General features: G+C 42.3%; 10 protein-coding genes. 5 read left to right on the top strand and 5 right to left on the bottom strand.

The features are described from left to right. Positions 1 to 45 precede the first annotated feature (45 nt). The 5 genes from ONB37_11520 to ONB37_11500 form a co-directional block, all read right to left on the bottom strand. Complete coding sequence (locus ONB37_11520) at positions 46 to 879, bottom strand: polysaccharide export protein (protein ID MDZ7400785.1); 834 nt, start codon at positions 877 to 879, stop codon at positions 46 to 48. A 75-nt stretch (positions 880 to 954) separates the two neighbouring features. Further along, on the bottom strand, positions 955 to 1,515 hold the full coding sequence (locus ONB37_11515; protein ID MDZ7400784.1) for a UpxY family transcription antiterminator: 561 nt from the start codon (positions 1,513 to 1,515) through the stop codon (positions 955 to 957). Continuing rightward, a complete protein-coding gene (locus tag ONB37_11510) occupies positions 1,512 to 1,928 on the bottom strand; it encodes a response regulator (protein MDZ7400783.1) in 417 nt (138 codons plus the stop codon). Before ONB37_11510 ends, ONB37_11515 begins: the two co-directional genes overlap by 4 nt. Before the next feature lie 680 nt (positions 1,929 to 2,608). Continuing rightward, entirely contained in the window at positions 2,609 to 3,973 is a 1,365-nt protein-coding gene (locus ONB37_11505; GenBank protein MDZ7400782.1) for a sigma-54 dependent transcriptional regulator, read from the bottom strand. 24 nt (positions 3,974 to 3,997) lie between these two features. Then, the gene (locus ONB37_11500) at positions 3,998 to 8,131 is read right to left on the bottom strand and encodes a PAS domain S-box protein (GenBank protein MDZ7400781.1); all 4,134 of its coding nucleotides are present in this window, start codon (positions 8,129 to 8,131) and stop codon (positions 3,998 to 4,000) included. Between the two features lie 958 nt (positions 8,132 to 9,089). Between ONB37_11500 and ONB37_11495 the strand changes: the two genes are divergently transcribed. The 5 genes from ONB37_11495 (at position 9,090) to ONB37_11475 (ending at position 15,891) form a co-directional block, all read left to right on the top strand. Continuing rightward, a complete protein-coding gene (locus tag ONB37_11495; protein MDZ7400780.1) occupies positions 9,090 to 10,067 on the top strand; it encodes an ornithine carbamoyltransferase in 978 nt (325 codons plus the stop codon). 134 nt (positions 10,068 to 10,201) lie between these two features. Then, complete coding sequence (thrC, locus tag ONB37_11490) at positions 10,202 to 11,476, top strand: threonine synthase (GenBank protein ID MDZ7400779.1); 1,275 nt, start codon at positions 10,202 to 10,204, stop codon at positions 11,474 to 11,476. 620 nt (positions 11,477 to 12,096) lie between these two features. Next, on the top strand, positions 12,097 to 14,352 hold the full coding sequence (locus ONB37_11485) for a xanthine dehydrogenase family protein molybdopterin-binding subunit (protein ID MDZ7400778.1): 2,256 nt from the start codon (positions 12,097 to 12,099) through the stop codon (positions 14,350 to 14,352). Positions 14,353 to 14,511: 159 nt separating this feature from the next. Then, positions 14,512 to 15,024, top strand: coding sequence for a 2Fe-2S iron-sulfur cluster-binding protein (locus tag ONB37_11480; GenBank protein MDZ7400777.1), 513 nt, complete (start codon positions 14,512 to 14,514; stop codon positions 15,022 to 15,024). Next, a complete protein-coding gene (locus ONB37_11475; GenBank protein MDZ7400776.1) occupies positions 15,025 to 15,891 on the top strand; it encodes an FAD binding domain-containing protein in 867 nt (288 codons plus the stop codon). The last annotated feature ends 219 nt before the right edge of the window (positions 15,892 to 16,110 follow it).

The following is a 16,110-nucleotide window of genomic DNA, read 5'->3' as shown; positions in this document are numbered from 1 at the left end:
ACTCGCTTTTATGAGGTTACGATCATCGGTTTTGGCCATTGCAAATCAATGGTTAGTGAGATAGATTAAATAATAGAGGGTTGCTAAGGTCGTCAGATCACGAAGCAAATTCAGAAATTTCCCCCAGCTTACCTTCCTTTCGGGTACATAAACCACATCGCCTGGAACCACGATGGGAATGGAACTAAAATTTTTGGCTTTCAATAAATTTTTGATATTAATGGGCACCTCACGGGCGCTTTGCCCAGTCAATGAGACGATTTTGATTTTCTTTAAATTTGCATCCGCAGTAGCGCCACCAGCGAGAAAAATGACATCCAGCAGCGTGGTTTGAAAAAACACTTCATAACTGCCAGGATTCTTTACTGCTCCCAGCACTTTCACATTCGTTGCCAAGGGATTGCCTGGGACGACAATGGTATCCTCGTCTTTTAGCAACGGCAGGGCAGAGGGATCGCCATTGAGATAAAACTGTTCCATGTTGACTACCTGCTCGCTCCTCTCGCCATTGACGGTCCGAATGAGCTTGATTTTCGATAGCTGCGCTCCAGGAATAAACCCGCCAGCAGCGCCAATGGCACCCTGCAATGTGGCGGTATTGGCGATGGGATATAGCCCTGGCATTGCCACTTGCCCGAGCACTGTCACTTTGATGGGATAGCTTTCACTAAAGCGAACCATCACTAATGGGGTGCTTTCCAGATAACGGGAAAGTTGCGCAATCAAAATTTCTTTGAAACGTTGCAGCGTAATACCGTCCACTGGCAATCCTTGTAAGGCGGGAAAATCAACCGTGCCATCAGCCGCTACTACTACGGTGCGGCTCAGCTCCGCACTTTGTGGGGCAATAATTTCGATGGCATCACCAGGTTTGATCAATCTCTCCTGCCCGAATATCCAGAATGGAAGCAACATGAAAAGTAAAAAACTTATTTTTTTAATCTGAACCACGATTTACCCCTCTCTCAAGATTTCTAAATCACGATAATCTATTTCTATCGAAAGTGCCTGCCGTATTCCATCGATGGCAATAACAAATCTATTTTTGTTGTTCTTATGCACGAGCGTGCCTTCTATTCCTTTTAATGGCCCTTGTCGGACTCTAACCTTCTTGCCAGTAACGAAACAATTGATGGGATCGATTCGCATCTTTTCTGTCATGATCCGTTTAATGGCATCGATTTGATGATCGGGAATGGTTGCAGGTTGTCCATTAAAGGAGACGAGTTTGATCACCCCATCGGTTTGGAGCACTTTGAATCGATCCCGCAGCGCCATAAAAACAAAAACATAACAACTAAACAACGGAGTGAGCACCTTTTGATATCGATCGCTCCAGCGATGGTAGACTTCAATTAATGGCAAATAATTTGTGAGTCCCTTCTCGCTTAACAATCGGGCAATTTTTTTTTCATGACGACTCTGAGTGTATATCGCATACCAGTGCGGTACGTTGTTAGAATCAATGAATAACGGTTGCGAGTTCATGGCATCTAATAAAATATATTGGTTCAATTAATCATGCAATTATAGCTGCTATTTCGATTCTTTCTGGTTTCTGATAGATCAAGTGCTTTGATCACCTCATTTAGGTCCTCTGACTGCACTGGCTTAATGGCGGTATAAAAGACTCCTTTTTGTACCATAGTTTTCAATGCATCGAGGGAGGTATCTGCCATAACCACAATAATTGGAAGTCTGGGACGTATTTTCCTGATGATCTCGATCGAATCTAAATTAAAGGTTTTTGGTACATCCATATCTAGGATCAGGAGATTTATTTCTTTATCCAAAATATTGCAGATAAATTTTAGGATCGACTTCTCAATTGTAACGGTATAATCATGCTTCAAAAGAATATCCGTCAGTTGAGTAGCGACTTTGGAATCCTCGGAAACGATGACCGAAGATTTGATAGTTTTCATCATTTAAATCATCCATGAATTCTGATTTTGAAGAATTGGCAATTTTTACATAAAAAATAGCACCTATTTTTTTTCAAAAAAGCATTTTCACGATTAGAAAGTCCTTAATTGTGGCTATCGGAGCTACTCGTTTTAAGACTTGGGGAACTCAGAGAGTAACTTTTTTATTTGTGCGCACCAAAGACAATTTTCAAAAAGGTAATTTTAAATTAAAAACAAAACAAAGAGATTTACCATCAAATTTAGATCAGAACAAAGTTATTTTTAAGAAAGTCAGCTATTGTCTTTTTAGTATTAGCGCTTTGTGTTAATTACTTGAATATTATCTCCAATTATTTTTATTAACCAAAATAAGATATGCCTTGCTTCCATTTTGGTTATTGAATTGATTCTAACAAATATTCAAGCAAAATATTAAATTGATTTTATATTTTTTAATAAATCTCAATTATTATTAATAACAATTCCTGTGCCAAAGAGTGGAACAAAAATGGCAGGGAGTCATATATTTGATAATTAATAGAATAAAGGAGTTGATGAAAAGAGGCAAATAAATATTACAATCAAAATTTTTGTTAATTATTTGCTACAATAAAAATAAAATTAGGCAAGTTGCGAAAAAAAATAAGTATATATTATGTAGTAAAAAAATAACAATGCTTTTCGCTAGCTTTCAGATTTTATTATAACTGTGCATCTTGAATCATTCGATATATCGTCCAGCGGCTTAATCCGCATTCTTTTGCGACCTTGCTAATGTTTCCATTGTATTTTTTGAGAAGGTATCCAAGATACTTTTTATAAAAATTACTGAGACATCTTTCCTTAGCTTCTTGAAAGCTCATGCTTAATATCTGATCATCGATTTGAGACGAATCTGATAATTTGATATAATCGGGCAAGTCATTTACTCCGATAGTCTCATGTTCCGCCATCGACATTACTTGTTCGATCACATTCCTCAATTCTCTGACGTTTCCAGGCCAATGATAATTTGTAAGCTGTCGAATTGCATCGTTAGTAATCCCTTTAATTTCGTTAAGAAGTCTGGGGTTAAATTCATCTATAAAATGATGGACCAACAGTGGGATATCTTCTTTTCGATCTCTAAGCGGTGGTACAGGAATTTGAATCACATTTAGACGATAATATAGATCATGTCTTAATTTTTTTTCTTTTACTGCTTTATCGGGATTTTGATTGGTCGCAGATATGATGCGGATATTAGTTTTTATCAATTCAGTCCCGCCAACATGACGGAATTCTTGCTCCTGAAGTACACGCAACAATTTTGCTTGCAGTCCATAATCTAGTTCGGTAATTTCATCAAAGAATACGGTGCCGCCATTGGCAATCTCAAACAATCCTCTTTTGGTTCGCGAGGCGTCTGTAAAGGATCCTTTTTCAAAACCAAAAAGTTCGCTCTCCATCAATGTGGGTGGTAAAGCAACGCAATCGATCGGAACAAAAGGATTGTCTTTTCGATTGCTTTTTGCATGGATATTTCGAGCAATCATTTCTTTTCCCGTCCCAGATTCGCCCCAAATCAATACACTTGCATCACAAGCTGCAGCTTTCATTACCTTTCGGGATATTTCCAGCATACATTGGCTTTTATAAATCATTCCATCTAGCTGAAATTGTTTATTAACTTGGTGTTTTAGAACAAGGTTTTCTTGCTTGAGCTGACGAAATTCAATGGCTTTTTTTAATACTAATGCTAACATGTCCTTATTTATGGGCTTTTGAATATAGTCAAATGCCCCTAATTTCATGGCTTCAACCGCTGATTCGATGGTTCCATATGCGGTAAACAAAATAACTGGTATATCGGGGTCAATTTCTTTGGCAGCATTTAGAAGTGCAAAACCATCCCCTTGTTCCATGATAAGGTCGGTTAATATTACATCAATGTGATTCTCTCGGATTTGTGTGATTGCTTCGTTACCACTTTTAGCTGTTATACAATCATATCCTAAATTTTGTATTATTTCTGAGCGAGTAGTAAGAATCTCAAGCTCATCATCTACCAATAATATCAAGCTCATTGTCCGATCCTCCAGGAGCTATGATCATTTGTTGCTTAGAGGTAATGTAATTGAGAAGGTGGTCCCATAGCCAACTCGGCTTTTAACAGAGATATGTCCCTGGTGTTTTTTTATAATTTCCTGGCTAATCACCAAGCCCAATCCAGTACCACCACGCTCTTTTTTGTTCGAGTGAAAATGCTTAAACAAATTTTGCATATTTTCCTTGTCGATTCCAATTCCAGTATCTTTGACTGATATTATGACTTGGTCTCCAGCGAGTCTGCTAGCTATTTTTACTTTGCCTACTTGTGAAATGGATTCAATTGCGTTAATAATTATGTTCTTAAGCACGATTTCTAATCCCACACCATCAGCATAGACCATCGGTAAATCCGAACATAGTTTGGTTTCAATAGTAATTCCTTCTTTGAAATAAGCCTGCAACATTTCGATGGTTCGAAGTATCAATTGATTAATGTTAACGGGGAGAAAGGTTATTAATTTTGGCGTCGCATAAGATAAAATATTTCTAATAAGGCGATTGATCCGCATTACTTGGGATTCGATTTTTTGCGCTTGGATTGAAAAGTCATCTATAGAATTATATTTTTCTTTTAATCGATCGATTTGAGTCATGATGATATCGAGCGGGTTATTGATTTCATGAGCAATCGCAGCTGTAAACTGTCCAAGTACAGCTAATTTTTCTCGCTCATTCAACTGTTTAATCAATTTTTGTTGTTCGATTTGATAATTGATTTTCTCGGTAATGTCTTCGCAAACAATTAAAATCATCGGTCGATTCTGATCATCTTGAACCAAACGGGCGGTTTCTTTTACCCAGAGGATGCTGCCATCTTTACGGACCTTCCGCAGTTGCCAACTAAGGATCGATTTGGGATTAATTTTTAAATCATTAATTTGTTGTTTAACCACAGGCCTATCTTTTTTATAAATCATAATGAATACTGATTTGCCTAATAGTTCATTGACGGCATAGCCTAACTGTTTTGCACCAAACTTATTGACTGAAAGAATTTTACCCTTGAAATCAAGCGTGAAATACATCGATGGATTCTCATCATATAACAGCTCAAATCGTTGTTTAGTGATCCGCAGCGCCGATTCAACCTTTTGACGATGTATCAATTCCCTATTTAGTTTCTGATTTGAAATATTGAGCGCTTTGGTCCGTTCCCTCACCAAGTCCTCTAGGTAAGCCCGATATTTTTCTAATTCTTGTTCGGCTTTTTTCTTATCAGTAATGTCCCTCATTACCGTCTGATATTCACGAATGTTATTTTGTTTATCATAGATTGCACGTAAGCTGCAATGAAACCAACGTATGCAACCATCATGACGAATAAGACGAAGTTCAAAAGCGATTGTTGGATTTTTGGAGGAAAGCGATTTTGCATAATTCTTTATCAATTCTAGATCTTCCCCATGGATAACAGGTAATTCTTTTTGGCCAATGATTTGTTCTGGTGTCTTGTTTAAGAAACGACAACAAGCGCCATTAACGAACGAAACTGTTCCATCAGGATGATGGCGACAAATGATGTCAGTTTGGTCTTCTACGATATGACGATAGCGCATTTCACTGGCTTGTAGTGCTTCTTCAACATACTTTAAATGCGTGATATCATCATGGGTAATGACAACAAACGCTGGCTCTGGCTTGCGAAAGCGCGTTACGTCCATTTTAAACCAGCGACGTTGCTGACCAGATTGAAAAGCATATTGCATAGAAAAGCTGGTTAATCGACCCGATATGACTTTTCGGATGTTAGTCGCCACTTGAGCAGCTTCATTAGCGCCTGGTCCAATTGCACGATCACATACTGATAGGTAATTTTCACCAACTTGATTCGCTTTTAAGCCATTGGCAATTGCAAAATCGGTCCAAGCTTTGTTAACATAAACAATAACTCCCTCTTCATTTAAAATTGCAACATGGGCGCCGATTGAATTCAATATATTTTCGATGAATAACTCTTGTTCTTTTAGATTCTGCTCTGCTTGCTTGCGCTCGGTTATGTCCTGCAATATCCCCAATGATCCAATCACTTTACCGGTTGACTGATCACGAATGGGGATGGCACAATCGCTGATCCATTTGAGTTCGCCCTTTGGAGTCATAATCAGAAAATCTGAAACATACTCATTCAGCTCTCCTCTACGAAATGCACGACTGTACTCAGCAGGGTTATCAGCGTAATTGGGATTTTTAACGACAATTTTTTGCTGCATCGATTTAAGGCGATCCAAAGTGATTTGATTAAAATCTATCCCAAGCAGCTCTTCAGCTTTTCGACTCATTATGTCGTAGCGATTGGTGTCAAAGTTCAACCGATAAGGCACACCTTTTGCGGTTTCAATTGATTCTTTATAAATTTGATGGGTGAGATTCAGCTGCTCTTCAGCTTTTAAATGTACGACACCACTTGCAATTTGATTAGCGATCAGTTCCAAAAGTTCTTGATCATCTTTTGTATATTCATTTGAGCTGTTTTCGTTTTGAACAGTGATGGCTCCAATAATTTGATTATCAGATATTAATGGGACTCCAAGCCACGACTTAGCGATCAAAAAGTTGGGTTCAATTTTATCAAATAATCCTGTTATAAGAGAAGATTCAGAATTAATTAGAATCGGTTCTCCACTATGAATAATGTGTTCAATAAGAATTTTATCGAATGCTGCTTGAGCAGAAGAACCATTTTCATTTTGGCATTGAGGATAATAAACAATATTATCAGCGTTAATAAGTGCGATGTACAAATTTGAGGTATCGAGAAGTTCTCCAATACTTAGTCGAAGTGAGTGAAATAGCTCCTGGGAATTTCTATTTTGTGCAATCGATTTTGACACCTGATAGATCACTCGCTGAATCTTTTCGTAGCGGATACGATTTGTTATATCCCTTGCAAATACACAAATGATTCGCTGCCTATCGTAATCGATCAAACTCGCGCTTATTTCGACCCCTACCGACTTGCCATTTTTGTGGCGAAATAGTTGTTGTCTTGAGGAAATTGTTTTCTGTTCTTGAATCGAATATAGAATATCATCAAAATCTGCTGGATTAGAAGCAAGAATATCGTAAATTTGAATCCTCTCTATTTCATCAGCAGAATATCCCAATAACTGTTGGAATGCCCGATTGGCTTCAATCAGTTTTCTGGTTTCCATGTCGATTAGAAAGATGCAATCAGCGCTTTGCTCCATAATAGCGCGATATTTCCGTTCACTTTGACTCAACATTTGTTGGGTATATTGATGGTGCTCAATTTCTGTGATCAAGCTGCGATTCGTTTCAAGCAAATCAGCCGTGCGCTTCTTGACCTCTTGCTCCAACAATAAATTAGCCTGTTGGAGATCATCCTGAACTTTTTTATAGGGGGAAATATCAATCAGAATACCTCTTAAACCAGTTACCTTACCATCTCTGATGATCGGAATCGAATAAACACAAACTGGGAATCTAGTGCCATCTTTTCGAACAACGATGTATTCATTGCCGCTTGTTTTCAGTCCATGTGTTAATTGATAAACATTCCGTTTTAATTTCTCATGTTCTTCTGGAATAACCAAATCAAAAACACTTAGTTCGCTATTCAAATCAGAACGATCGAAACCGAAAATGTTAAAAGCTGCTTTATTAGCATAAACAATTTTAAAGTCAACATCAGTTTCAAATATTGTTTGTGGTAACAGATCGAATAGCTCCTGATGCCATCTTCTGCTATCGTCTAAATATTTATTCATTTCCCTGATCATCGTGACATCCTGGCTAAAGATCACCACCCGATCAGGCGGCAAATAAATGTATTTAGTAGCTAATGCCCGAGTTTGATTCGTTGTAAGGAGACGATAGTTTCGACATATTTCAACGGTTGATTGGTGAACAAAACATCGCTCGATCTCTTGCTGTGCCTCAGGAAGATTTTTGGTCAAATTTGAAAAACTTGAACCCAACAATGCTTCTATTTTTCCTTCAGTGATCTTACAGGCCTCGGTATTGAAATCGACCAATATAAACTCATCTTTGATTTTACGAAAAATAAAAGCTGGGATCGGCGAGTGTTGAAATAATGTCATTGCACTATTTTCAAAATCGTTAAAACTTGATCCAATTAAATGTTGGTGGGAAGAGTTAAGGATCGCTTTCATTTTATTGGCTTCCATTTTTCTTATAGATTTTGCATTTTTTGTTGGGCTATCTTGAAAGGAAAAGTTTGCCCAAAACAAGCTAGTTCAAAAGAAACAGCAGCGGAGTAGATGCGACATCATAGAAACAATTATTTTAAACCAAGCCTTGTCGCAGCAATAAGCTGATGAACATTTATTATTGCATTTAAACTCGCATTTATTATCTAAGCGCCAAAAAAGATCAACGATTTTTTTGCTAAATATAATCATTAGGATTATTAAATTCAATAGATTTTTTGAAAATTATAATAAATTGAAGATAAAAACTGATACTCTGATCGCTAATCATTTTTGCAATATTTAAAAATTTTCGCATTCAAATCCTCATGCGAAATGTCTATAGCTTAATTGATATGAAAAAATTTTACTTGTTGCTATAAAATGAAACAACTCAAGAATCCTAACCTTCCCTTTTGCAGACAATTTAACATTATGGACAACTAATATCCGAAGCGATTTTCCACATCACTCAGTTATTTTATTTCTGGTCAAAAAGAAAAAATCATTTTGATAATAATTCTGAATTGATTAAATTGTTTTTGAAAAGCAATATTAAATTTTTGGCAAAATTTGGATAAATTGAAATTCTGGTCTTATGCCTGTGAAATTAGATATCTCTTAATTTGTTGATTTGTGAAATAAAAGAGACTCCTGAATCCACAGAAGGATCATTGAAATATTCGCATTTTGTATATTCTCGTAAATCCTAAAAAGGACAGAAATCTCAAGTTCTCTATTTCAACTAATTCAATCTAAAAAATTCGTAATGAAAGGAAGCTGATGTTATTAGATAGCTTATCAGAATAATAGATCATTCCATGAGCTCAGGATTGCTAATTTTTAAAGCGACTTTACTATGGATACTTAAGAATTTGAAAATGCCTAAAGGATTATCCAATTTTTTCTAAGGGAGATGTCTATGCAAACCAAACTCAAAGGCAAACATTTTATTACCACGCAGGACTGGTCGGTTCAGGAATTGAAGACATTATTTGAGATGGCGAAGCAGTTGAAGTTAGAATATGCCGCAGGGCGGTTCAATCGGCTGCTGGAAGGAAAAACATTAGGTATGATTTTTTTTGATGCCTCGACTCGAACCCGCACTTCGTTCGAAGCGGCGATGACGCAATTGGGCGGACATGCGATCTATTTTGCGCCACAGACCATGCAGATTTCCCACGGCGAGGGGGCAAAGGATACGGCTAAAGTTCTCTCTGGCTATTTGCAGGGCATTGCGGTGCGCTATTGCAAATATGGCGAGGGGAATCGCTATCTGGAAGAGCTGCGCCAGCATAGTTCGGTGCCGATCGTGAACATGCAATGCGATGTGTATCATCCCGCCCAGATTTTGGCAGATTATTTTACTATTACTGAACATTTTGGAGAAAATACCCGAGGCTTGAAGCTGGGCGTCAGTTGGACGTATGCGCCCAATTACATGCGGCCTGTTTCAGTCCCGCAAAGTTTGATTTTGATGATGCCCCGCTTCGGCATCGATGTGACCCTGGCGCATCCGCCCGAATTCAAGCTGATGCCGCACATCGTCGAGCAGGCCAGGAAAAATGCCGAGGAAGCTGGGGTGAAATTTGAGATCACCCATCACATGGACGAAGCGTTTCACGATGCCGATGTGGTGATCCCCAAATCCTGGGGGCCGCTGGTTCATACGCAGGATGAAAAAGAGGGCCTCGCCCTAATCGACAAATATCCCGATTGGGTCTGCGATGAGCGACGCATGGAATTGACCAAACGGCATTCGCTGTACATGCACCCGCTGCCTGCCGATCGGGGCAAAGAAGTGACGCCTGGGGTGATCGATGGGCCGCATTCTGTGGTGTATCAGCAGGCGGAAAATCGGTTGCATGTGGAGAAAGCGTTGTTAGCGTTGATCTTGTAAGACAGGTTGGCAACCTGTCCCACAGGTTCAGCCAGGTTGGCAACCTGTCCTACAATTGCAAGGGACAGGATGGCATCCTGTCCTACAAGTACCAGGGACAAGATACCATCTTGTCCTACAATTTATCAAAAATTATGAATCATTATTTCTATAAATGCTTCGATTGCCAAACGGAATTTTCCATTGACGCCATTGAGCCAGAATTTCGTTATCTCTGTCCAGATTGTGGGAGGGCGGAGCGGAATCAGCCACTGCGGGGCGTGCTGCTGATCCATTACGATTATCCCAGATTGAAAAAAAGGCTCGATAAACATCATTTTTTGAGCCAGCCAGCAGGGCAGCTCTGGCGCTATCCTGAACTTTGGCCGTTGAGTTATCGCTGGCAGTCAGGTGGAATTTTTTTGGATAATATCCTGCCTCTAATACTCGATCGGCTGTCCTTGAGCCATCAGCCTGTGCTGGAATATGAATTTGAAACTCGAAAAATCATTTTGTTCGATGATACTCGAAACCCGACCCTGTCGTTCAAGGATCGAGCTTCCAGCCTGGTGGCCCTTAAGGCATGGCAATTGGGGATTAAAGACATCTCTGTCGCCTCCACGGGCAATGCAGCGTCTTCGTTGGCGGGTATTTGTGCCCGATTGGGATTGCGTGCGCAAATCTTCGTGCCTGCGAGTATTCCTCAAGAAAAGCTGATCCAGATGCAATCGTTTGGCGCTTCAGTCCATCTGGTGGATGGCAATTACGATCAGGCGTTCGATTTGTGTGTCGAAATTTCGAAACAGAAAAACTGGTACAATCGCAATACGGCATTCAATCCCTTGACCATTGAGGGCAAAAAATCGGCAGCTTATGATTTGTTCATTGCCATGAAAGGGGAGTTGCCTGATGATATTTTCGTGCCTGTCGGCGATGGCGTGGTGATCAGTGGCATTTACAAAGGACTGTGGGAACTGCTGCAATTGGGCTTGATCGAGCGCTTGCCGAAATTGATGGCGGTTCAGGCGATAGGCAGCGATGCGTTGGTGCGGTATTTGAAGACGAATCATTTTAAATATCAGGCTCCAAAAACGATCGCCGATAGCATCAGTGCTGGTGCCCCTCGGAATCTTTACATGGCTGCCCAAGCCGTAAAAGCGAGTGGGGGAGAGGCGATGGTCGTTTCAGATGGGGAAATATTGGCGGCTCAAAGATTATTGGCGCAAGAAATGGGACTTCTGGTCGAACCCGCTGCTGCGGCCAGTTTTGCAGGGTATCTGAAATTTAAAGAGAAGATTTCAGCTAATGAAAAAGCTTTGATGATGCTAACAGGAAATGGATTAAAAGATGTCCAGGTTTTGAGAAAATGGAATCCGAAACTTAATGCAAGAACTCCAGAAGAATGGAGAGCGAATTTCTCCAACGGATAAAAACAACCACATGGATTCTGAATTAATCAAAATTCCCCCACGAATGATAAAACAGCCACGGATAATTCTTTTGAACGTTATCAGTTTGACTGTTTCGATTTGTTGGGGCGTTAGATAAATCCAATAGTTGTTAATATGGATTTCTTTACTCAAAGTTTTCGCACGGATGATAGGACAACCACGGATAATATTTTTAGGAGACATCAGGGGGGAGATTATCTGTGAATGAAAATCCCTTGTGTTGTAGCAATCTATTGGAGGAGTTGGTAAGTGAAATGATTGTACATCTGAATTTGAGTTGATAAAATATCCCCACGGATGATAGAACAACTACTGATCAAGTTTTTAAGACAAATCAGTCGTATTTATATCATCTGTGGGGACAAAATCTGTTGGGTTTATTTCCATCCATTGGATGGGCCGCTGAGTTGAGAAGTCGGATATTTGAATTCGCTTTTATAAAATATTTCCAGCGGGTGATAGAACGACCACAGATAATGCTTTTAAATTAATCAGTGGTGGTTATATCATCTGTGGGGACAAAATCCATTGGGTTGTTGTAATCCTTTGGAGCAAAATTCCGTTTCATTTACACTTAAAATAAAGACTGAGAAATCGGTATGACTCCTAATCCCAAAGATCTCCGTGTTGATGCTGCCGAAAAAATTCGAGGCGAGACCCGCTATATCGCTGACGAGAAGATCCCTGGCTTATGGTTTGGGGGCACAGTACGCAGCGCCCATGCACGGGCAAAAATTTTGGGCATTCATTTCGATCCTGCGTTCGATTGGTCTTCGGTCGTTGTGGTGACGGCACGGGATGTTCCCTACAATCATGTCGCCATGATTGAGAACGATATGCCGTTTCTGGCTGATGGGATTGTGAATTACATCGGCGAGCCGATTGTTGTCATCGCTGCTCCGAACAAACAATTGCTCCAGCAGGCGATCCAGCATGTCCGCATCGAATATGAGCCACTGCCTGCCGTGTTCGATCTGCTGGCCTCGGAGACCAGCGGTGTTCGGATCTACGGTGACAGAAATGTTTTCAAAGAAATCTTAATCGAAAAGGGTGATCTGTCAGTGGCGAAAGTAGCAGCTTTCAAAACGGTTCAGATTGAAACTCGCACGGGTTTCCAGGAACATCTTTATCTGGAGCCGCAGGGGCTGATCGCTATTCCAGAGCAAAATCGGGTAGTGGTTCGAGGTTCGATGCAATGCCCCTATTACATCAAAGGGGCGCTGGACAAGATGTTCGATGGAAAAATCGGAGTGACCATCGTTCAATCGCCAACTGGCGGGGCGTTCGGCGGCAAGGAGGATTACCCATCGCTGATTGCGGGACATGTGGCGCTATTGGCGGTCAAGAGCGGGCATCCTGTAGCGATGCTTTTCGATCGGGAGGAAGATGTAAAATATACAACGAAGCGCCATCCCTCGTACATGAGAAGCCAGGCGTATGTGGATCGAGACGGACGTTTGCTGGGCCTGGATTTAATGCTCTACCTCGATGGCGGCGCTTATTGCACGCTATCGCCTGTTGTCCTATCTCGGGCAGCGCTGACGGCGACAGGCTGCTATTACGTGCCGAATGTCCGCATCCATGCCAAAGCCGTAGCCACCAACACCGTCCCCAGCGGCGCATTTCGGGGCTTTGGTGGCCCACAGGCCGTGTTTGGCATCGAAATGCTCATCGAAAAGATCGCTCTGACCCTAGATTTGCCTCCCCACCATGTTCGGCAGGTGAATTTAATTACCGAGGGGCAGACAACCGCCACAGACCAGGTGCTGAGATACAGCGTCTCAGCCAAACAAACGTTTGAAGATGTACTTACGCAGAGCGATTATGAACAAAAAAGAAAAAAGTACCAGGCCTGGAACCAACCTATTCTGACCCGATTACAGCAAGGCCAATTCCCGAAGCAGCATCCGACCGATGTGTTGCACGGAATTGGGATCAGCGCTTTTTTGCATGGCGCAGGATTCACAGGCACGGGAGAGAACAAAATTCAGGGCAAAATTCGGGTTGGGCTGAACGAACATGGTCAGCCCATTATTTATTCCGCTCAAACTGAAATGGGGCAGGGCGAGCAAACGGCATTTAAGAAAATCCTGGCAGATGCTCTGGCGATCGAGCGGGATCGAGTGCTTTTGGCTGAGGTGAACACCGATTTCGTGCCCAATTCGGGTCCGACCGTGGCCTCTCGGTCTACCATGGTGATTGGTAGCCTGTTAATCGATTCGGCAAAGGAATTGATCGCACAATTATCCAGCCGATTGAGCAGGGAATCTGGAACCGATTTTGAATATCGCCAGGGCTATTTTTGTTCGGGTGAAAAAATCTTCCCATTTGAAGCCGTAGCCAAGCGTTATCTTGATATTGTGATCGAAAAACAATACTGCCACCCGCCGATGATCAAGTTTGATGATATCCATTGGAAAGGCGATGCCTATCCCGTCTATTCCTGGGCGGCCGCAGTCGCTGAAATCGAAGTCGATCCTGTGACGTTTGAAATTAAGGTGACTCGGTACTACACCACGCACGAGATCGGCAAAGCGATAAATTACGATCAGGCAGTGGCGCAAATTCAGGGCGGCTCGCTGCAGGGCATTGGCTGGGCGCTGTATGAGAAGGTTGAGCTGCGAGGGGGGCAGTTCGATGTGTCGGGATTTTCCGATTACATCGTCCCTACGATCATGGATGTGCCTGAGTTTCATGTGAGAATTTTGGATAACCCGTATCCATTCGGGCCGTTTGGTGCCAAGGGATTGGGCGAGCTGCCGTTCGTGGGCGCAGCGCCTGCCGTGGTATCTGCGCTATGGATGATTTTTGGGAGGGAGTTCAATCGGCTGCCTGTGTTGCCTGAATGGGTTTAGCATGGGGCTTGGGGCATGGAGCATGGGGCATAAAGCAGGGGGCAAAGGGAAGGCATGCTTTAAGTTGATTCGCTTGTATTCCGAAGCGTCGAGGAAAGATAAAATTTCTAGATAGAAATTAGTTGCAGGCTGGTGGATTATGTTGATCAAGGGAAAGCTATGAACATTCGATTTACTGTCAATGGAAATCAAATTGAGTTGGCAACTTCGCCGAAAAAGCGGCTCCTCGACATTTTGCGGGACGATCTGGACCTGATTGGCACCAAAGAAGGCTGTGGCAAAGGTGAATGTGGGGCATGCACCGTATTAATAAATGGAAGTGCCGTCAACTCGTGCCTGGTGCCAGCGCTTCAGTTGGCGAATAGCCATATCGTCACTATTGAGGGATTGCGGCATTGGTCCTCATTTGCGTCGTTGGAGCGAGCTTATGTGGAACATGGGGCGGTGCAGTGCGGCTTTTGCACTACGGGATTTGTGATGTCCACTGCAGCGCTACTGGCTACTGCCGCCCCACCATTATCCATCGATCAAGTGAAATGGCAATTGGCGGGCAACATCTGTCGCTGCACAGGGTATGCGAAAATCGTGGAAGCGGTCATGGATTTAACCCAACAGCCTGAGTTGGTGAACCAGGTCAAACTGGATTGGCAAACAGCGTTTGGAGGCAAATAGATGGAGCGGATCTTTCGACCTCGATCGATTGCAGAGCTAGATCAGATTGTCCAGGAGAATAAAGGCCCTCTCACATTTGTGGCTGGCGCAACGGATTTGATGGTTCAACGCCAGCATTGGGCTGAAGCGGATTCCCTGGTGGACCTCACAGCCGTTCAGGAGCTCCATGAGCGAATAGACATCACCGACGAGGAGGTTCTAATTGGAGCGGCGGTGCCCTTGAGCCGCATCATCGCCCATCCGATTTTGCAGCAGCGGCTACCGATTTTGATCGAGGCTTGTCGCCAAATCGGCTCGGTGCAGATTCAAAATCGGGCCACGCTGGGCGGCAATATTGCCAATGCCTCGCCTGCTGGGGATAGCTTGCCTGTGCTCTGTGTCCTGGAGGCAGAACTATGGATCGGTCCTCGCCACAACGGCCAATTCGAAAAATCGAACATCGAACAGGTGATGCTCAATCCTGGCGAGACCAGCTTGAACGGGGAACGCTATATTGCCTTTATCCGCATTCCGTTCCTCCATCAGGATAAGTGCTATTGGTATTTCCGCAAAGTCGGGCAGCGCAAGGCACTGGCCATCAGCAAGGTCTCATTGGCCGTGCTGAGTTGGATTCAGGAGCGATTCGTCACGGAAATTCGGATAGTTCCTGGCAGTGTCACGCCACAGATCCGTCGAGCGAGAACAACTGAGACAATACTTCAACAGCAGAAATTATCCGAATCGCTCATCGATGCTGCAAGCCAAGCTTTGACAAACGAAGTGAGCCCGATCAGCGATATCCGATCAGATGAGCGATATCGACGACGCATTTGTGGAGAATTGCTCCGGGAGGCGCTTTTCTGCGCGATGAGGAATCATATAAAATGAACTTAATTCATAGGAATCAACCTTAGGAACTATTCTTATTCTTTGAGCAGCGAAGGTTTTTGTCAAGGGCAAAATTGCAATCTGCGCGGCAATTAATTCGCTGCTGATTGAACCAATCTTTCAAACTATTTTGCGTCGCTTCAAGATGAACTCTCCGAAATATCCACCCAGGGCTTATTTTGTTTGCGACCTGTTGATTGAAAATAAGGGGCGCAGGCA

It is taken from the genome of candidate division KSB1 bacterium, assembly GCA_034506395.1.
Taxonomy (GTDB): Bacteria; Zhuqueibacterota; Zhuqueibacteria; order Thermofontimicrobiales; family Thermofontimicrobiaceae; genus Thermofontimicrobium.
This window is presented reverse-complemented; position numbering and strand designations above follow the sequence as displayed.